The sequence below is a fragment of the Acinetobacter albensis genome (assembly GCF_900095025.1).
In the GTDB taxonomy this organism is placed as follows: Bacteria; Pseudomonadota; Gammaproteobacteria; order Pseudomonadales; family Moraxellaceae; genus Acinetobacter; species Acinetobacter albensis.
Window position 1 is genome coordinate 192564 of the sequence record NZ_FMBK01000001.1, and the last position, 19854, is coordinate 212417.

The window sequence follows — 19854 nt, forward strand, 5'->3', positions numbered from 1 at the left end:
AAACTGCTGATCCTTAATCCAGCTTTATCAGTTAAAGCATTCATAAATCATCAACAGTCTTATTTTTATGGTGTTACTTATTTAAAATTATTACATTTTAAAATTACTAAATATTCAACATTACGCTTGATCATCTTTTTTAAACTTATTCAATTTTTCAGTTGCTGTTTTCTTTAACTCATCAAACTTGGTGGTCGCTTGTGCCTTGAGCTCATCGAATTTAACAGTCGCTTCTTGTTTTAATTCGGTGGCTTTTACTTTCGCCTCTTCAAATTTTTGACTGGCTTCAGTTTTTAAGGTTTCAAGTTTTTCCTGTGCTTTATCTTTAAGCTCAGTAGCTTGATTTTTTAAGTCATCTAAACTTTCATTACTTTTTGTTTGCTCTTCTGTCTGAGTGTCATCTTTTAGATTATTTAACGCTTTTTCACCTTCAAGTTTTGCCTCAGATGCTTTATGTTTTAAATCATCGACTACCTTTTCACCTTGTAGTTGAACTTCTTTCGCTTTAAGTTTTAAGTCATCTCCCAAGTCAGATGCTTTGTTTTTTAAATCGTCTAATTTATTGTCATTGGTCATGATATTGTCCTCAGTATTATCTGCATGTTATTTCATAATAGTTATACAGTCTTTAAGGAAAAATTAAATCTAAAACTGCATTTTGAAACAAATGCTGTACAGAGTGTAGTGAAACCACCCTCTTGATTTAGAAATAGTTTTTTATCAAATTTGGGGGTATTTTTTTGAATTTTTCGATGCCAGTTCAATCTATTTATGAATTAGTGCATCGCTCTTTAAGTTCATGCTTTGGTTGAGTTTCTATCTATCCTATTTTATCCAACTTATTGGTTATCATTTAAGGAATTTAATGAAAATCTAGTAAGTTTACTAATGACCAGAACAATATAGCAGATAAGATAAATTGGCTTTAAAAACTTTCTATGAAGTAAATAGTACTCTTAAACACGCTTAACTGTCTAAATGTTCAGAAATTGCATCGCAATTTCTAGCACTTGTGCTATACTCGCCTTGTACTTTGGGGGTGTTTCTGGCTTCGACGCTGGTGATGAAACTCATAGATGCATGCCGAGAGCGCATTTTCTCTCGTAAATCAAATTTGCATTTTTTAGTCGCAAACGACGAATCATACGCTCTAGCTGCCTAAGGGCAGCTTGTCCGCCTCTCCGAATACTTGTGGTTAGAGAGACCGACTGAAGCGCACGCACACAAGGCCGTATAAAGCCAAGCCTCGGGGCTTTATACTAAACTTAGAGGATCGCGATTTGTATCCTGTTCGTCGGGTCACAAAGAGTTAAAATAATAGACGATATCTAAGCATGTAGTATTCTCGAGCGTAATGCTGGCGGACGCGGGTTCAACTCCCGCCACCTCCACCAAATACCTTCCCAAACATGGCAAAATATGCCTGGTTTTGGAACTGAAAGGCTTAATCCTAAAGGGGTTAAGCCTTTTTTTATGCCTGAACATAACTAAACATAACTAGCTACAGTGTACATGTGCCGTGTACACTGTCATGTACATTGCATGTTTTGTTGAACTCACTGGTGTACAAGATATGAAAAGAGCAGATATTAAACGTAGGCCATTGGCTGATACCGTATTAGCCACCTTAGAGCCTGAATTAAAAGAATACCGAGAGTTGGATGGCGATGGCTTGTATTTCCGTGTAAAGCCTGATGGTAAAAAGGCATGGTTATTCAGATATAAAAAAGCAGATGGTAAATGGTCGTGGCTTGGGATTGGTACTTATCCTGAATTATCAGGTAAAGGTGCAAGAAAAAAGGCATCCGAGATTATTAAGGATATTTCACACGGCGATAATCCAATCATTACCAAGCAAGAACGAAAGCGGCAAGAACTGGAACAGAACAATGCCACCTTTGAAGTATTGGCCCGTGAATGGCTAGACACAAAAACTAATACTTGGGTACAAGACACCATGACCCGAAACAAAGGTGCATTAGAGAAGCATGTATTCCCTATTTTCGGCAAACGCTTGTACACCACCATAAAACCGATTGAATGGATGAATCATTTAAAAGGAATACAACAAGAGAAAGGTATTTATGAACAAGTCAATCGAGTTCGCGCCATGTGCAGAGATATATACGACTTTGCAAAGGTTACAGGTCGAATTGATTACAACCCAGTAGAAGGCATTCAAAAATACTTACAGCAAGGCAAGAAGCAGAATATGTCTCATGTAAGTGAACAGGAATTACCTGCCCTACTTCGTGCAATTAACAACTACCCGACCCTTGATGTGCGAATGGGTTTACAGCTTTTGGCTATGTTGTTTTGCCGACCTACTGAGCTGAGGGAAGCCAAATGGGATGAGTTCGACTTAGAACAAGGCTTATGGAATATCCCTGAATATCGAATGAAGAAACGCCGTGAGCATGTCGTGCCTTTATCCACTCAAGCAGTGGTAATACTTCAAGAATTAAAAACCTATGAAACCAATTCAGAGTACTTATTTCCAAGCAGATCAGACAAGAGCAAACCCAAATCAGACACCGTTTTTATTATGGCTTTACGGCGTATGGGATATGAGAGCAGACAGACACCACATGGTTTTAGACATATCGCCAGTACCTTGTTAAATAATCGTGGTTTTGATGAACGTCATATTGAAGCAGCTTTAGCCCATGTGAAGGACGGCGTAGCAGGGGTATATAACAAAGCCCAGTACTTACAGGACAGGGCAAATATGATGCAGTGGTATGCAACCCATTTAGAGGAAATAGCAGACCAGAGCATTATTCAATTTAAAAAGGTTAAGTGACATACCTTGTCGCACTAATGCCAAGATATACACATATATAGTTCAATATCGTTTATATTCAGTTTGCTAAGTCTAGGTTTGCTCCCGAAAGTCGAATACCCAATTCGATTGGCTTAGCTATTTCTTGGGGATGCTGTGGGAGGCATATATGGGATTATTCGAGGGAAAACAAAAATCTATAATAGAAAATTATGTAAAAGTTTTAGACGTATTGGAAAAGTTATATGAAAAATCGGATCAAGGATGGTTTGAGGTTTTACACTTTTTAAAAAATAGTTCCATTGAGTCAATAACAACTTATTCATGTGAGGGTGGTGTTGTACCTGAAGTGAGAATCTGCAATGAAGTATTAATAGAAAAAGTATACGAAAATGAATATGGATTAGGGCAGTTAAAAGATGCTTTATGTGCATTTATAGCCAATAATTGTGACTCCCTAGATGGAGAGCATTTGGAAAATAAAATAATTGCTGAAAGTGAATTTACAAAACAATTTAAACAATATGTTTGGTTGAAAAGTGATATTCAGGAACTAGAAGAATTTAAGATACTTAATTTAATTGAACTTATAGAACTAGGGAGACCATTAAAGAATAATCAGAAAGCAATCAACATGATTGATGCTATAAATCAAAAAAGCCAAAAATATAGAGAGTTAATATTCTGCATAGAAAACTTTACGGAAGGATTTAATAGACCGCTAGCAACCATTGCAAAATTTCTAAAACAAACAAAGTTTTATAAGCATTGTGACGTATATATTCGTATTGGAAATGGCGAGTTTATTAAGTTAAATAAACTAAATTCAGAAAAATCTATATCATTTGTTTTAGATTTTTTGGATGACTCAAAATTTAATAAAATAGACCTTGGATTTGATACTGATTACTTTCATTTAGATCATATTCTAATAGATGAAGATGACTTGTTATATTTCGAGCCATTAAGAGATTTAATTGTTGATATAAAAATAGGACATACCTTATATGAAAATATAAGATACGGCGATATAAGATTGAATAAATTAGATACCTTTAAAGAATATCACTATCAAGAAACTGACAAATTTTTTAGTGAAAAATGGGAGCGACTTAAAAATGCAGAAATTGAGCAAGAGCCCACTATAGAGCCTCATCGTTCTAATATTAATAATACACATCCTGCACTTGATCCAAATCATCCAAATCATGCACCTGAATTATTGTTAGCAATAAAAGCATGGGAAGCCAAATACTTAGAAAATGAATATCCACATCAAGAACATACCCCTGCTATAACCAATATTCTAAAAAACAAAAATATCATACAAGTAAATCTTGTTAAAAGAATTTGCGCTATAACAAACCCAAACAAATAACAGTTTTATATTAAATTATAGAAAGGTGTCACTTAAAGGTGACACCTTTTTTTATAGAAGTGACACTTGTATGACACCTTAGATAATTTGTTTTTATGCACTAACAATATTTAGCCATGTAGGTGCATAAATGACTATCAAACCAATCCGCGTTCAATTCAAAACAGCTTGTGAACTACTGGACATAAGCCGTGAATCATTGCGTCATATCGTGCGTACTGATGCAGCATTTCCTCGACCGATAAAAACAGGTGATACGAAACAAGCCCCGGTCTATTTTGACTATGCCGAGCTTGTTGAATGGCATAACAGCCAAAAGCAAAGCCTTTCAGTGATGGAGGCTTAATTCATGACTAAAACACAAATTAAAGCCATTGCCTTAAATGCCAGCCGTCAACTCAATGCCGTGGCAAAGGACATCTACAATCGTGATTTAGTGACAGCACATAATCATGGCCAATTAAAAGATACATCTACCACTTTAGATGACCTATACGGCGTATTAGATACTCAGTACCAGAGAAGTCTTAAAGCTGGCATTGATGAACCTATGGAATACACAGAGCTGGTTAAAAAACGCATTGATGCCCTTGCCGAGTACATCCGCCCTGCACGTCTTAAAACTATTCACATATCACCTAAACATATTGTTCAAATGCTCGATGTTGAACAGCAGGCTATGCATCATCTGGCCACTTTATTAGATGCAATCAACATAGGGGACAAGGTATGAATCAATTAACCATGCCAGTATTAACCATGTCTAGCCGTGATATTGCAGAGCTGACTGGCAAAGAACATAAAAATGTAATTAGGACCATTAAAGATTTATTAGGTGCTGAAATTTTAGACGCTCAAATTGAGCCACTAAAATTTGAATACCGTGGCCAGTGGTTTGATTACTACGAACTCAATAAACGTGACAGCCTGATTCTAGTGGCACGGTTATCACCTGAATTTACTGCCCAAATTGTCGACCGTTGGCAAGAGTTAGAACAACAGACTAAACAGCTTAATGTTGATCTAAATAGCCCTCAAGCTCTACGCAAGGCCTTACTTGAATATACAGAACAGGTCATTGAGCTTGAACATAAAAATATTGGTTTGGAAAAGTCGATACAAACCATAACTCAGACTCCTTCAGGTGTGAAATTTCAACAGGCATGTAAGATTCTGAATATTAAACAGCCCATTCTCGCGAATTGGCTTCGTCAGCATAGTTGGGACCGGATGCTAAACAACACCCGGGCATCGACCTACTACAGTCAGGAGCGTGACTATTGTGAAACCAAGTATGAGGAAGTAGCCAGAATACGCCCTAATGGTGATCCGTATACCTTTACAAAAATTGAGTTTTTCATTCTGCCTAAAGGCATGCAGGTATTGGCCAAGTTTTTTGGCAAGGTAGAATAAGAATGAATACACGTTCATTTGCAATGTTCGTTTCTTATCGAAATGAACGTTGTAATTCAGCAATATCTAAAGCATTAATTTTAGGAATTTTCATCTTAGGTCTTGAAAGCTGTGATGTGCCTAGTTATGCTAAGGGCGTTCACCCTCATGGTGAATTAGCTTTGGTCGGCTATAAACTCTCAACAGGCGCACAGTCCGCAAGGGCTTTTTTTGTGCGTGAAATCTCTATGCGTTCGCATGTTATGGTGAAGCTGGAGAGGGACATATTTATATGTGCAGGTCACCTGTTGAGCCTGTCGACCAACCCTTTTCAGCTTTGCCACCCTCATTTGGTCGTGAATGGCAAAGCTCCTTTAGTTCAACAGGAGCGCATTAATCATGCCTACACAAACTCATTCTAATAACACATCTAAAACTTATGATGCTGGTGACATGGTGGATGCCTATTCACTTGCCTATGAACAAATGGCTGACACAAGTGTAATGCTAGGGGCTATTGCTAATGAATTTAAACGCACCAAAGAATACCTAAGTAATGTCTACAATATCCCTGAGTCATGCTTTAACGACCTAAAACGCCTCATTGCAATCAGCAATACTATGATTCAAGAATCTGCTGAATTTAATCAAGCTCAAGAACAGAAATTCGAAATAGAATGGGAAGCAAATAAAAAGGCGGTGTCACTATGAATAACACCGCCCAAAACTTTCAGCATGACCTTGATAAGCCTAGCAATATTTTAGCGCAATGCACCCTATTTAAACAACAGGAAATAGCGCATTTAAACCATTCAATCATTGAGCGTTTTGGTAATCCATTACAGCCGATCTATGTTGATCAAAGCCATATAGAGATAGACGGTATGAGCTACGACCAACCTTTAATTTTGCCTATCGTGAACGGCCAATTAGAGATTGTTCAATGTGCTGTATTACAGGATGCAAAGCGTGTTTCTATCATCCCCGATGGATTGGCCAAAGGCTTTGCAAGCTATGGTGATTTTGACCAGGATAAACCTGTCATTATTACCCACAACCTTGAGACATTTTTTAAGATTGCTCAAACCGGTTACGCCGTTGTATTAGTGGTACTCCCTATCCTATGCAATGCTAAACAAACAGCACTTAAGCCATTTGATTTTGAGCAAATTCAATTTGTGATTAAGCAGTTATCACAGGCAGGATTCAAGCAGCTCTATCTACCAGTTCGCCCTGAACATATTCAGCTTGAAGCATTCCAAAGCCTAGAGAAGAACACACCAGTCCGATTATTGAATCAGTATCAAAAGATCATGGATGCTGAATTTCTGACTGAGCTATTAAAAACTGACAGCAAAGAGGAAGTCACTGCTTTTCTTGATGAAGCGATAGAGCAACTACCTAAACTGAGCTTTTTGCCTAAAGGCCACTTGGCCAAGCCTTTTAAAATGGATGACGGCGCATTTCTGCATATTTTGGACAATGGCCTCTACCTGATTAAAGAAAAAAGAGATGAGGAAGGCCAACTTAAACAGACACGGACGTTTATCTGTCATTCTGCCATTATTTTAGGTGAAGCACGAAGCCTCAATAATGACAATTGGAAGCGTGTTCTACAGTTCCATGATAAGGACAATACACTGCACCGGTTGTTAATCCCTTATGAGCATTTCATGGGTGAAGCACAGGAAGCTTTAAAGATTATTGCCAATCATGGCCTGATGCCTCCACGCCAAGCCTATAAGAAAAATGTATTCATTAACTACATTCAAGACTACCCGATAGAGCAACGCTTTCGGTGTGTCGATCGTGCAGGATGGCATGGCTCTTGTTTTGCCACACCCAATAAAACGTATGGCAATAGTGAAGATGAGGAACTACTTTTTCACAGTGACAGTAAAAGCCCTTACACCGTATCAGGGAGCTTTGAAGAATGGCAGGAACTTAGCCGGTTAATTGAACCTCATGCTTTAGCTGTACTGGCCTTCTCCAGTGCCTTTTCTGGCCAACTGGTTTTGCCTTTAGGTGCTGAAAGTGGCGGTTTTCACATCTATGGTTCATCGACCGATGGGAAAAGTACCGTGACCAAAGCATCATGCAGTATATGGGGTAATCCTAAGCATATCTCTAAGTCATGGCGCACCACGGACAACGCCTTAGAGAATGAAGCAGAGTTAAGAAACGATAGCTTTTTAAACCTGGATGAACTACGCCAAGCAGTACCGAAAGCGGTGTCTGATATTGTCTATATGCTGACTGGTGGACAAGGCAAAGCCCGAAGTACCAAGGCCGGTAAAAACCGCGATGCCAAGCAATTTAGCCTTATGTATACCTCTACGGGTGAAGTGACCCTTGAGGAGCATTTGCGCCGTGGCAGTATTGAACTGGATGCAGGGCTATTACTCCGCTTTGCACATATCCCCAGTGATGCAGGTAAAGGATACGGCGTATTTGACTGTATTAACTATGGCACAGCACCACAAGATATTGGTAACCGCATTAATGAATTGGCATCACAGCACTATGGCCATGCAGGAATTAAATGGCTGGAATATCTAACCCAAGATAAAGACGCAGTCATGCAGAAAGCCCAAGCCTTACTGGATAGCTTTGTTGAACAGCACACTCATATCAAGAATGGGCAAGCTAGCCGTGTTTTACGCCGTTTTGCACTTGTGGCCACTGCTGGAGAACTGGCCACACAAGCAGGCATCACAGGATGGACACAAGGTCGTGCATTTGAGGCAGTAGCATACTGCTTTAACACTTGGCTGGGTAATCTAGGCAATGGCGAAAATATGGAAGAAACTAAAACCCTTGAGCATATTAAGGCATTTTTTGAGGCCAATGGCACAAGCCGTTTTGAGGATCTAACCGTAATCAGGCAAGCAGACGGTGAGGTCATACGCCCACGTATAAATAACCGTGTCGGCTACTATGATCCTGAAGATAAAGTTTACCTGGTATCCCCGACCATGTTTAAAAAGGAAATGTGTATCGGAATGAATGAGGCCAGTGTAAAAAAGGCATTGATCAAACATGGCTGGATTAAGGAGTTCATAGAGGGTGATAAAAAGCTCTATGTGAAGAAATGCAGTAATAATCTACCTGATGGTACACGGCCTAGAATGATGCATTTCAGCGCAGAAGCCATGCAGAGTCTAGATAATGAAACCTGAAACCTATATTAATAAGGTGGACGTAGTGGACAAGGTGGACATAGCAGTAATATTGAAATCTAATTTATTGTTATATATAGGTATTATTATGTCCACTTTATATGAATATATCTATTTTAATAGGTGGACACGATTCAATGCAATCTATTCTGTCCACTTCATCTATTTTTTATGTCCACCCTTTTATGATGCAAATTGATACATAGGTGGACGGTATTATTTATTTAAAATCATACAGATAATTACCAATGTCCACTTTGTCCACCATGTCCACCTCAAAACACACACATATATGAGCCAACAGGATAAGAGCAAAATAGCTGGCAGGAAAGAAGATCTTAAGGAATACTGCTCCTGTAACATACATAGATAATTAAGTGCAAAATTACTCAATTTCATTGATTTTAATCTTCGGCTATTTCTTTTAACCTTCTCCATGATGGATGGTTTTTAATAGTTGGTTTCGCTGAAATTAATTTCTCTAATATGTCCTTCAAATAATGATCATAATGTTCAATTCTTGAACCTATTACTTTATCTAATAATAAAAGAATTTCTTCAGGATATTTTTCTAAAAGGAAAACCTTATCATCTGTGACCAATCTGAACATAAATAAGGATCCTGAATCTATTTTTCCTAAATAGGGCATTACATGTTTATGAATATCTACAAAACTATCAGGTGTTTCTAAAATTAAATTTAGTAATCGTTCAGACGTTCTTGAATTTTGAAATCTTATTTCTTTAGGCCAAATATTTTTAATAAAATGTCGTCCAAATGTTGCCCAGTTTTTTTGTTCAGTTACTACTTTCTGTAACACCCACAAGGTATGTGAGAGCATATCATTATCAAAATTTCGGATCATATTTCTAAGATCAATATCAGAATAATATTTAGCTTTAGGATATGACCAGTAACTTACAATAACGAGATATGTAGCTAAGTTATTTTTTAACTTTTCACTACCAAGCCATTCAGTTTTATTTTTAAACAATGAAGTTATATAAGGCTTTATGATTAATGCTGCTTTTGGGGGAGGTGTCTCAAGCATTATTCCATGCCAAACAGATTCGCTTACTGGGTTCTCTATATTTAAAAGTGGAATTAAATTAAGTTCAGTCCATTGTTTATAATGATAAAAAATGAATTTAAAACGATATGCTATCATCACTGCCGCATGATCAGCTCCTTCACCAACACTATTTAATGCTAATTCAAATCTTGAAAGATAATTTTTTCTACAAATCTTAGGGTCTAATTTCCAAGCATTAAAAGTTGAAAATATTGAATAAACTAATTTACCAATAGGTGAATTCAAAGCATGATCTAAAGTTTTTCGAGATAAATTTATAACTTTTCCTCCTCGTTTAACTTCACCGATAGAACTTTTTGTTGCATCTGGACCTATTGTATTTAGTGAATTGAAAACATAATCCCAGACTTGCCAAAATAGTCCATGATTTGAAATACAGGTATTTACAAGTGTCTCATCAATCCATCTAGATAGACTGAAGCGACAATTAAAAATCACTTCATTTGGTAAAAGAAATATTGCATTAGCCACAATTAATTTTTCTTCTAGGGTTGTACTTTCAGGAATATTTTCAAATAACTGCTGCCAAAAATCTTCACGGAAGTTACCCAACTCAAGCTCTTTTAAAAGTATGTTTAGAACATGTTGAATATTTTTTTGTATTAAACCAATAAATGGTCTATTTTGTTCAAGAACTACACTCCTCTCATTCTCAATTTTTTTAATTTCATCCAATAATTTTGTTGAATCTGTTATTAGCCCTAAATCAAACATATCTATAGATGTATTAGTCTTTACTAAACCTGAAATAGCACCAGGAATAAATGGTTCTTCATCTAAAAAACTGTTCTTCCATTTATCAGATGATTTTATTTTTAATAAATCTTTTTTAGCTGATTCTGATAAACCTATTTTCGAATTACGAATTTGATTTAGTAACCGCCCAGTATGATAAATTCTTCTCTTTTCAAATAAGTCGTCAGCGTAATCTTTATTATTTGGATAGTATCTTATAATCTTATTTTCGATAATTATGCGATCTTGCTCAGGTATTTTATCCCATTTTTTTGAAATAAATTTAAATAGATCCGCCTCTAGAACTGAGCTCCAAAAAAAATCATCAGAGAAGTTTTCGATATTTTTTCCGATATCAAATTCATGAATATTTTGAGAATACATCCATACAAATAATCTTAAACGATTGAAAATAAATGAATCATTTTTTGGCCATTCTTTAGAAAGCGCATAAATCTCCTTTTCATCTATCTGAAGTTGCCTGTTAATCAAATGGCTTAACCAAACAATGATTTTTCCAGTATTTTCATAAGCATCTCGCATTTCATTATCAAAATCCTTAAGAGCTATTATGGGATATTCAAAATTTAAAAATGAACTAACAGTTGTAGAGGTGTGTTGAAGCAATTTTATATATTTAAGTAATGACACTACGAGGATATTGATAACATTTATTAATGAGTTTTCGTGGACATTAATAGAATCATGACTAAAACCAATAAATTGAGTTTTAAAATTTATCTTTAGATTCTCATCTTCTTCAGTGTTCAAATAGGAGATATATGATAAATCACTACATACTCTCAATGTTGGTTCAAGTAATGACTCCAGATCCTTTAAGTTTGACTCAGTAAATACATTGCCATTTTTCTCTACTATAAATTTTAATTCATACCAAGTTATTGTAGGTTGTCTTTCTAATAGCTTATGACTTAATATTATTTTTCTGAAAAAAATTAATTTATTCTCAGAAAATGAATTAGGCTCTTTAGTAATTCGCTCTTCAATTTCACGGGTCATTAATGGATGTAAGTTATTCTGATTGGCGACCCACCATATACCTGCAGGTTGTTCAATAACTTTTACGAGCCATCTTATTAAACTTGTAATTCTTGAGTTTACAGCCCATAACCTTTGATATCGTAAATTTGATATTCTTTCTCTTAGCTTACCTGAGTGCTCAGTATTTAAATTATCAATGAAATCTTCACCAACATTATTTATTAAATGATTAGGAATTAATTCTAAGTCTGAACGAATAAAATCTGTATCTATCCCATATAAATCGATAGGATCTAATATAAGATTTTGACCAGTTTGATTTTTTACGTTTTTAAGTTTTCCTAACCTGATATATTTATCAAAAACATAAATCCATTCTGCTTTTGGGGTGGGCTGAAATAATTGAAACTTTTGAGCACCTTTAAATGTTGAAATAAAATTGGCAACCTGTCCTCTCTCAAATGCTTCTAAATCTTTTGGGCTTTTTTGACTAAATTCAAAAATGTGAGTATTCCACTTATCATCATCTCCCGCATATTTTGCCCATTCTGTAATTGTATCCCATAGATCATCATGATTAGGGTATGAAATACCTATAGCACCAAGCTGAGCCCACTTTTGATCAATTTTGCTTTGCTCTCCTCGTTCAAAGGCATATATCTTATTTTTATTGTCCGAATTTTCAGAGTTTAGTCCCTCAAGTAAATAACGAACTAAAGTATCATCTCCCGAATAACCAATTAATACGACTGTACGGCGTGTCAATAGATTTGATAAAAATCTTGTTGCCCAACCATGGGATAAATAAGCACTACCAAAGTCTTGAGATGAAACAATAAGATTATTAGGTTCATTTTTCTTTGGATCTATCCATTTACCATGTAAGTAAACAATGCCTGATAATGGATCTTTAGATTTTAGATCTGGTAAATATGGTGGAACAAAAGATTTTACTTTCTTATCCACTTTCTCAAAAAGTAGATCAAAGTTTGTTGTTATAAGAAATGGTTTCTTTTCTTCATTTATCGAAAGTTTTAAAAGATTTTCATGATTCCTTAGTAATGGAGTTTTTTTGAGTTTTAGCTCATTTAATAAGACAGAATCAACAATCTCATCACCATAAGTTCTTTTTAAGGCTGTAAATGTTCTATCGAATTGAGAATTAAATAGTAATTGTGAAATCTCATTATTTTCATCATCTAGTGCATGTAATTCTTCAGCAACTTTTTTCGTTAAACTATAAAAAGTAGGTAATCCAGCTGGAACCGAAACCCCCGCACCACAGAAAAATAGAAGTTCACCATTTTTTTGTGCTTCAATTAATTCATCGGGAATATTAGGACCAGTTTTAGTAAAGCGCATTTTAATTCTCAACTTTATATAAAAGCATATATATTTTTAAATAATTGTTTTATAACATATATATTTCATTTTAAATTACATGATTTACTATTAAAATAATTACTATTTTTTCATATTTAACTAGTAAAAATTTTATTCACGTGCTTTTAGAATTATCCAATATTTTGGCATACTGAACCTCTCCCTTAATAAAAAATTGATCCCAACGGTAGTAGCATTACCACATTCAGCGTGGCAACCTCGGAACATTAGAAAGACAAGACCACTGGAGAACGCAAAGAGGCTACGGAATCGCCACTAGTAACCGATTAGCTGAGATTGCCAGTAAGTACCTTAAGAAAGGCGGAAAGGTTTATATAGAGGGCCCATTCCGTACACGTAAATGGAAAGACCAAAGCGGATCAGAAAAGGAAATAACCGAGATTCGAGCTGATGTTCTGCAATTGCTTTAGTGCTTATATGCCCCTTTGATGGGGCTTTTTTAATAATGGTGTATTTTCCTCATTTAAACTAATATCTCTTTAAATTTAGGGGGATTTATGACTAAGAAGACTTTAGAAGAAAAGATAAAACAGGTCGGATTTTGGACTTTTGGAGGAATATTTTGGTACTTAGCGATAGCTTTCTTTCTGAAAAGCAATTACCCGATTTACGATTATGACTTTAATCGATCTATTGCATATGACGTTATAAAGGATGCTCTAACCTTAGCTGCAGCCTTTCTTGCTCCAGTTGCTGCATTTATTCTTTTCAGTGATTGGAGGGTGCAACATATAGAAAAGAGAAAAGAACAAGAAAGTGAAGTTATCTTAAGCAGAATTAATATCTTATTGGAAAAACTTGCTCAATTATATGTAAGTGTTTGCAGAGATGAAAATATTAATAATGAAGCAGCATCATTAGATATTGTGAAACAAGAATTTCTTATAACACTGGAATGTATAGCATTGGAAAAAATTACAGAGAAGTCATTTGGACCAGATTCTGAGGCAAAAGATTTTTATAATGCTTCCAAAAAAATACTTAAAGAAATAAATCAAATTGGCAAAAAACTTAAAGAAGATGAAGACTTTTTCCAGAGATATCCACTATTGGAAAAGAATATTGATCGGTTTGGTGATTCCAGGGAGTCTTATTTAAGCAGACTTAAAAGACAGCGCGAGTCAATTGAAAGTCTCAGCTTGGAAATAAGTAACTTAACCGAACTCTCAAAAGGTCTAAGAGTGCTGTAATATATTTATTTTTTCAAATTACCTTGCCCTTTTTATGGACTCCGAAAATTCAGAATTAAGTCGTACTGAATCTCAATATATCAGTTAATATTTTCTATAAATGAAATTGTAAAATACTTAAGAAAATAGCATGAACCAAAAAAATCAAATAGTTTCTGAAACCATACAAGCCGCGAATATACAAGCTGATGCAACGATATTTGCAGCAAGTATAGCCGCACTAGGCCTTATAGTCGGTTTGGTGGTTTCATGGTATACGGCAAAACATATACAAAGAAAAACCTCAATTGATGAGATAAGAAGAAATACATATTTAAAAACCGTTGATTCTTACTCTCGAATGATAGCTTCCTTATCAATGATTACAGTAGATCCTAAAAAGACATCCGATGAATTTAAACCAAGATTTGAAAATTTTGTTGCAGCGATTGATCAGTCAATGTTTGTTTGTGATACTAAAACTAAAGTTAAGCTCGTTGAATTTTATGAAATTTTCTTTACAGAATTAAAATTAATTGAAGATCCAATATCAAGTATTTTTGATGCCTCACAGGATTGTGAAATAGCTTACAAAACCTATTTTAAAATTATGAGTGAGTTAGAGCCAATTAAGTCTCGCTTAGTAGATCTTCAGGTTGAAGATCCTGCGCAGAAAAATATTGAAAATGCATTACAAATATTTGACGATAAATTAAATTTTTCTCATAAGTATTTACAGGCTGCACAAGATAAAGGCGATTTAGTTCAAGAACTTTGCACCGATGCAGAACCAAAAATTCATGACTTTATGATTAAGATAAATACAAAAGCAGTAGATGTAATGTATAGCTTAAGACAGGAAATAGGTATAAAAACCGATATAAAAACTGATAAGGAATTAAATGAAAGGCTAAAAAAACTCGTATTAAAAAGTAAATAATCATTTTTATAGTTTTTATTCTCATTATTAAGGCTATTAGTTCTTAGCAAAGTAGTTGCACTAATCTGTAGTCTGGAAAATAATTAAATACTTGGAGTGAATCCTATCAGGATTGATTAGCTATAGATCCAATCTTGAGATAAAAATACTAAACTTTAAAGGAATTAAAGATGAAACAAATATTTAAGGTGTCTACAGATAGTTTAAGAAGTTGCCCTTATTGTCGCAATGTTGATGTGGGTGGTATTTGTTTTGAAAAAGGGATAAACCACATGCTGAGTGAACATAATTATCAAATTGAGCATATTGGCACCGAAACCATTGAAGGGGACCTAGGATTGTTTCATACAACAGTGGCAATCCTTTCCGTAGAAGATTAAAAACAGCCTCCTTAACTTGGGGCTTTTTATTAGCTGAATGGTCATTATCACCATGCAGATTCAATCACCAGTCATGGGTATTTGCACCACAACTGAATAAATGGCTTTAGATTGGTTTAGCCATCATGAAAATCATGACAACTGAGTCGATAGATAACGTGTCAATGCCTTAGACAGCTATAGATCGGTACAGTCTAATTAGACAAATCCTCTGACATCTAATTGTGCTGAGACAGTCATAAACCACTAAAAAACAACTCAATTGTTTTGACATTTTCACTGACAAAAACGCCATGAATTTGGCTAGACAAGTCATATTAATTTAGGTTGACGGCATACGGCGTAAATAAGGCATTAAATTGTGCTTAAAGGCATATACAAAAAGGCTTTATCCTATTTTGTGAAATACCAATCCTGTCAACGTACGTTAACGTAAACAGCCAAAAATTTACCTGAACAAGGTATGACTTAAGTATTCTATTAAATTTCATACAAGCCTTATCAATCGAACATTACAGCGTATTTATATGTTTTTTATAAATTCCAATCCGTCCAAGTACGTCCAAGAAGAATCCGTATTTCATACCAGATAAGCTTTATTCAATATTTCCTTGATGAAGCTCCACCATAAAACCACTAAAAACAGCTTCAAGGCCTTATCTACTGGGGATTGCAGCCGTTTTCAATAAGTGCCATTTCATCAAGAATCATCAAGGAAAACGCTACATTCTGTCCTGTTAATTAGATATACAGCACCTACCAGTAAAACAAGCTGAAAAGCTGTGCTCGCAGGCCATTCACTCATACTTGAAAATGCTGTTTTGTATAGCTACGTATAGCAAGAAATACCATTCACCTTGCAGAAAGCGCCGTATATTTTGTTATACAGGACATAAGCCATTTACCTTGACAGCACCACCCTAGAAAAAAGAAATAAAATGCACTCAGACCTTTATGAATAAAGTATCACAGCTATTTTCACTAGGTTTTAAGAAGTAATATTTCGTCAAGGTACGTCAAGGTAAATCTGTATGACTACGTATAACTAAATTCAGGATTTAGAATCTGAAATTCACCATTATGGATTTCAAATCTAATAGGGTGAAAACATACAGGCATATATCCATATCTGTATCACTACGTATCACAAAACATCCTTAAATCTTGCATGACAAGGTACGTTAATAAATACCTTATAAAAATGCTTCAAAGCTTTGCTACCATTGGGTTTAAAACAAATTACCAAAACTACGCTTTGTCAAACTACGTCAAACAAAATCTCCCTAATTCTAGTGATACAAGAACTTCGTATTTTGTACGACGGCAAGCAATATAAAACAGTCTTAAAGACTTACTATCCTTGGCCTATAGCCCATTAATGAAAATAGGCTTTGTCGTTCTACGTCGCACAAGAAAGGGAGAAATTTAGCTATACGACACATCATTAATTTACCTTGACAGCACTCCACCCAAAAGCACCATAAAAACTATATCAACGCCTTACTATATAAGCATTACAGCCATTTTATTAAAACTGCATTTCGTCAAGGTACGTCAAGGTAAATAAATCAATTCCGTGTCGCTACGTGTCGCAAAATCTTGCATGACAAGCCTTTTGTATTTGTTGGACAAGGCAATCATAAAAGCACCTATAAAAATGCAGTCAAAGCCAAACTATACAAGGCATACAGCTATTATATTAAAACTGCGCTTCGTCCTGCTACGTCCAACAAGAAATATGGTTTTGTAATGTTACGTCATGCAAGATTAGCCTTATTTTAGGTTGACGGCATACATGCTAAATCATCTGTAAAACAGTGGTCAGAGCTATAAGATGAAAGGATTTTGATAGTTTTATGGAAACCCTATTCCGTCAACGTACGTCAACCTAAATAGTCAAAATCCTACTTAGACAATACTCATTCAAGAAACGACATAAAAGCCATGTCAAAGCCATACGTAGCAAACATCACAATAATCTGGCATTAATTTCAATCTGTCTAAGTACGTCTAAGAATAAAGCCTTGTTTCATCAAGAATCATAAAGAAAAAACTTGGTCAGATTTAAAATCCATCCAAGTACATCCAAGTATTTTTTGTTTTACAGCATATTTATATAAATTGCTATGTATGTCAGTTACAGTAAGGCATACAGTGTTTTTCTACATATCAATCCGTAAAACTACGTAAAACAAAACAGCCTTAAATTATTCTTTACGGCGTTTATTTAATTCCCTTGATGGGCCACCAGTAGAAAGACCATTAAAATTGCTTAAATGCTATATCTAGCAAGGTTTACCGCTATTTTTAGGGAATCCCATTTCATCAAGCCCCCCCAGTTTTGTATAGCTACGTAAAGAATTTTGACCTTATTTTTGTCTTACAGCACCACATTAAAAAGACCATCAAAACCATGCTCAAATATACACACAGCAAGGTTTACGCCGTATTTAACGAATACCGATATTGTAAGACTACGTAAGACTAAATGTCAGGTTTTGACAGGTTCAAAGCGTTTGAGCTTCGACCATTGGGGGAGCATCTATCAGGCTTATTGGTATTTGAAATGCGGATATAAAATCTAACCCTTTTACCTAGGGGGAGATATGAACAAACTTACTGACATTTAAAACGTGACCAAGTTAATTCAGCATTCCAAATGTGGATTTTGAATCTACTCCTACCTGAGCCACCAAATAGAGGAGCAGTGAAAAAACACAGTAAACCGCTATATAGATCGGCCAATAATCAAGAATGAAAACGCAGTGGAGTGTATCAAGGGGGGTATTTTTACCTCTTGAGTTCATCACCCAGTACGACAACCAAACCCAGAGAAAATAGGCTAGCAACAAGTAATTTGTACACTGTCATGTACACTAGGATTTTTATATAAAATTTAAACAATATAAAACATACACTTATAATATTTGTTCAATTGTCGCCACCGGCAAAATATGCCTAGTTTTGGAACTAAAAGGCTTAATCCTAAAGGGGTTAAGCCTTTTTTTATGCCTGAATATAACCAAACATAAAAGCGTTATAGTGCTGCGTTCCCTGTATTTCTCTATATATACAAATACTATTTATTTTTGCTCTTCACTAAACTCTTTGAAGTCCGCTTTGCGTATTTTGGCATGGATTCCTTTGGTTTTATCCACCACTTGTGAAACTTCAAAATCTGTAGCAGCACTTAAATAAGCATAGGCAATTGCCTCATCAATACCGTATTCCTGATTTAAAAAACGGATTGCTTCACGAGTGGATTTTTTCATAGCCTCATCTAAGTCTTCGTCTAATCCTGGTGTAATCCAAAACTCAGCATTTTCTGCTAAAGGTTGTACAATTTCCTTACCAGGAATCTTATCTTTACCTGCTTTTAATAAAGTAAATTTAAGCGTTGCACGAGCGGATGCCTCAAGCGCTGTCAAAGCTACTTCACCATCTCCTTGTGCAAAGTGACTATCACCTGTATAGAAGAGAGCACCTTTGACTTGCACAGGATAATAGGCAGTTGATCCAGCACCTAATTCATTAATATCAATGTTACCGCCATACATTGCTGGCGGAACAGAATGCACAGGTTCGGAGGTATTCGCAGCGACCCCCATAATCCCCATAAAAGGATAAAGTGGGAAACGAATAGACTTACCTGATTCTGTTTTTAGGACACCTTCATACTCACCTTGCGAATTTTTTTCTATAGGGGTAAATACCGAAACATTGCCATATCGTTCAGGATGGGCAGCGGAGGCATTTTCTTGTTTTGGTTTTTTCGGAAATTCACCAACGAGTGCACCTTTACCATGACGGTTGGAGATGACGCCATAAGGAACACGTGGCTCAACTTTAATCACTTCTACTTTTAAGATATCACCTGGTTGAGCACCTTGAATTTCAACAGGTCCAGTCACAATATGTGGACCATCTTTATGAAAATCATGACTCAATTTAGATTGAGTAATCTTTTTTGCTTCATCTAAAATATATTCGGCTTTCACGCCTTTAGATTTAAAGAATTTTTCTGCATCGCGTCCTTGATCTTCAAGTAAACCTTCATGTGAAACTGTATCAAAAGTCACCACACTGCCAGACGGAACCGAAATAACAGGCTTAGCATCTTTATTTGGCAAATATCCCCAAGTAATCGTATCTAAAGTCGAAGGAACATAATAATTGCCTTTGTATTCGCCATCTTTGAGCTGAACAGGTTTATTTGATATCTGCTTAAGAATATTAAAACTTTCTGCATAGGCTGCTGAAGAACCAAGAGCGCTGAAAATAAATATTGAAATGAGCGTGTGCTTAAACATAGAACATACCTTTAATAATTGAAAAATAAAAATATTGTAAATACGTCTACAGCAAATTCCATGCCACGCTAGAATTGGGTTTATTGGAT

14 protein-coding genes, 1 other RNA gene and 1 pseudogene are annotated in these 19854 nt (G+C 35.5%); 13 read left to right on the forward strand and 3 right to left on the reverse strand.

Annotated features, from left to right (window positions below; all coding sequences use genetic code 11):
* Positions 1 to 120: 120 nt before the first annotated feature.
* Positions 121 to 576 (reverse strand): hypothetical protein, encoded by a 456-nt coding sequence (locus tag GA0116959_RS00880; protein ID WP_092717328.1) that lies wholly within the window; start codon positions 574 to 576, stop codon positions 121 to 123.
* 459 nt (positions 577 to 1035) lie between these two features.
* Between GA0116959_RS00880 and ssrA the strand changes: the two genes are divergently transcribed.
* The 9 genes from ssrA to GA0116959_RS00925 all read left to right on the forward strand — a co-directional run bounded on the left by ssrA (position 1036) and on the right by GA0116959_RS00925 (position 8731).
* Positions 1036 to 1394: a transfer-messenger RNA gene (gene ssrA / locus GA0116959_RS00885) on the forward strand.
* A gap of 179 nt (positions 1395 to 1573) precedes the next feature.
* Complete coding sequence (locus tag GA0116959_RS00890; RefSeq protein ID WP_092717528.1) at positions 1574 to 2803, forward strand: tyrosine-type recombinase/integrase; 1230 nt, start codon at positions 1574 to 1576, stop codon at positions 2801 to 2803.
* 148 nt (positions 2804 to 2951) lie between these two features.
* Complete coding sequence (locus tag GA0116959_RS00895) at positions 2952 to 4160, forward strand: hypothetical protein (RefSeq protein ID WP_092717331.1); 1209 nt, start codon at positions 2952 to 2954, stop codon at positions 4158 to 4160.
* 130 nt (positions 4161 to 4290) lie between these two features.
* Complete coding sequence (locus tag GA0116959_RS00900) at positions 4291 to 4506, forward strand: transcriptional regulator (protein ID WP_092717334.1); 216 nt, start codon at positions 4291 to 4293, stop codon at positions 4504 to 4506.
* A 3-nt stretch (positions 4507 to 4509) separates the two neighbouring features.
* Positions 4510 to 4893: a hypothetical protein gene (locus GA0116959_RS00905; protein ID WP_092717337.1), complete on the forward strand. Its 384-nt coding sequence runs from the start codon at positions 4510 to 4512 to the stop codon at positions 4891 to 4893.
* Entirely contained in the window at positions 4890 to 5573 is a 684-nt protein-coding gene (locus GA0116959_RS00910; protein ID WP_092717340.1) for a Rha family transcriptional regulator, read from the forward strand. Before GA0116959_RS00905 ends, GA0116959_RS00910 begins: the two co-directional genes overlap by 4 nt.
* Positions 5574 to 5575: 2 nt before the next feature.
* On the forward strand, positions 5576 to 5974 hold the full coding sequence (locus GA0116959_RS00915) for a hypothetical protein (protein WP_092717343.1): 399 nt from the start codon (positions 5576 to 5578) through the stop codon (positions 5972 to 5974).
* Positions 5952 to 6263: a hypothetical protein gene (locus GA0116959_RS00920; RefSeq protein ID WP_092717346.1), complete on the forward strand. Its 312-nt coding sequence runs from the start codon at positions 5952 to 5954 to the stop codon at positions 6261 to 6263. Before GA0116959_RS00915 ends, GA0116959_RS00920 begins: the two co-directional genes overlap by 23 nt.
* Positions 6260 to 8731: a DUF927 domain-containing protein gene (locus tag GA0116959_RS00925; protein WP_092717349.1), complete on the forward strand. Its 2472-nt coding sequence runs from the start codon at positions 6260 to 6262 to the stop codon at positions 8729 to 8731. The genes GA0116959_RS00920 and GA0116959_RS00925 overlap by 4 nt, the downstream gene beginning before the upstream one ends.
* Before the next feature lie 404 nt (positions 8732 to 9135).
* On the opposite strand, the gene GA0116959_RS00930 is transcribed toward GA0116959_RS00925, so the two are convergent.
* The gene (locus GA0116959_RS00930; protein ID WP_092717352.1) at positions 9136 to 12924 is read right to left on the reverse strand and encodes an SIR2 family protein; all 3789 of its coding nucleotides are present in this window, start codon (positions 12922 to 12924) and stop codon (positions 9136 to 9138) included.
* A 195-nt stretch (positions 12925 to 13119) separates the two neighbouring features.
* On the opposite strand from GA0116959_RS00930, the pseudogene ssb reads away from it, so the two are divergent.
* The 4 genes and pseudogenes from ssb to GA0116959_RS00950 all read left to right on the forward strand — a co-directional run.
* Positions 13120 to 13373 (forward strand): annotated as a pseudogene (gene ssb / locus GA0116959_RS00935) (single-stranded DNA-binding protein); the annotation flags it as partial.
* Between the two features lie 90 nt (positions 13374 to 13463).
* On the forward strand, positions 13464 to 14156 hold the full coding sequence (locus GA0116959_RS14375; RefSeq protein WP_244878541.1) for a hypothetical protein: 693 nt from the start codon (positions 13464 to 13466) through the stop codon (positions 14154 to 14156).
* 130 nt (positions 14157 to 14286) lie between these two features.
* Complete coding sequence (locus GA0116959_RS00945; RefSeq protein WP_092717355.1) at positions 14287 to 15075, forward strand: hypothetical protein; 789 nt, start codon at positions 14287 to 14289, stop codon at positions 15073 to 15075.
* Between the two features lie 170 nt (positions 15076 to 15245).
* Positions 15246 to 15455 carry a hypothetical protein gene (locus GA0116959_RS00950; protein WP_092717359.1) on the forward strand — a complete coding sequence of 70 codons (210 nt, stop codon included), beginning with the start codon at positions 15246 to 15248 and terminating at the stop codon, positions 15453 to 15455.
* Positions 15456 to 18538: 3083 nt separating this feature from the next.
* Here GA0116959_RS00950 and GA0116959_RS00955 read toward each other — a convergent pair.
* Positions 18539 to 19765, reverse strand: coding sequence for an acetamidase/formamidase family protein (locus GA0116959_RS00955; protein ID WP_092717363.1), 1227 nt, complete (start codon positions 19763 to 19765; stop codon positions 18539 to 18541).
* Positions 19766 to 19854: the final 89 nt, after the last annotated feature.

Bases quoted from the DNA above. Each gene is read 5' to 3' on its own strand.
- GA0116959_RS00880 (WP_092717328.1), bottom strand. From the start codon at position 576: ATGACCAATGACAATAAATTAGACGATTTAAAAAACAAAGCATCTGAC.
- GA0116959_RS00890 (WP_092717528.1), top strand. From the start codon at position 1,574: ATGAAAAGAGCAGATATTAAACGTAGGCCATTGGCTGATACCGTATTA.
- GA0116959_RS00895 (WP_092717331.1), top strand. From the start codon at position 2,952: ATGGGATTATTCGAGGGAAAACAAAAATCTATAATAGAAAATTATGTA.
- GA0116959_RS00900 (WP_092717334.1), top strand. From the start codon at position 4,291: ATGACTATCAAACCAATCCGCGTTCAATTCAAAACAGCTTGTGAACTA.
- GA0116959_RS00905 (WP_092717337.1), top strand. From the start codon at position 4,510: ATGACTAAAACACAAATTAAAGCCATTGCCTTAAATGCCAGCCGTCAA.
- GA0116959_RS00910 (WP_092717340.1), top strand. From the start codon at position 4,890: ATGAATCAATTAACCATGCCAGTATTAACCATGTCTAGCCGTGATATT.
- GA0116959_RS00915 (WP_092717343.1), top strand. From the start codon at position 5,576: ATGAATACACGTTCATTTGCAATGTTCGTTTCTTATCGAAATGAACGT.
- GA0116959_RS00920 (WP_092717346.1), top strand. From the start codon at position 5,952: ATGCCTACACAAACTCATTCTAATAACACATCTAAAACTTATGATGCT.
- GA0116959_RS00925 (WP_092717349.1), top strand. From the start codon at position 6,260: ATGAATAACACCGCCCAAAACTTTCAGCATGACCTTGATAAGCCTAGC.
- GA0116959_RS00930 (WP_092717352.1), bottom strand. From the start codon at position 12,924: ATGCGCTTTACTAAAACTGGTCCTAATATTCCCGATGAATTAATTGAA.
- GA0116959_RS14375 (WP_244878541.1), top strand. From the start codon at position 13,464: ATGACTAAGAAGACTTTAGAAGAAAAGATAAAACAGGTCGGATTTTGG.
- GA0116959_RS00945 (WP_092717355.1), top strand. From the start codon at position 14,287: ATGAACCAAAAAAATCAAATAGTTTCTGAAACCATACAAGCCGCGAAT.
- GA0116959_RS00950 (WP_092717359.1), top strand. From the start codon at position 15,246: ATGAAACAAATATTTAAGGTGTCTACAGATAGTTTAAGAAGTTGCCCT.
- GA0116959_RS00955 (WP_092717363.1), bottom strand. From the start codon at position 19,765: ATGTTTAAGCACACGCTCATTTCAATATTTATTTTCAGCGCTCTTGGT.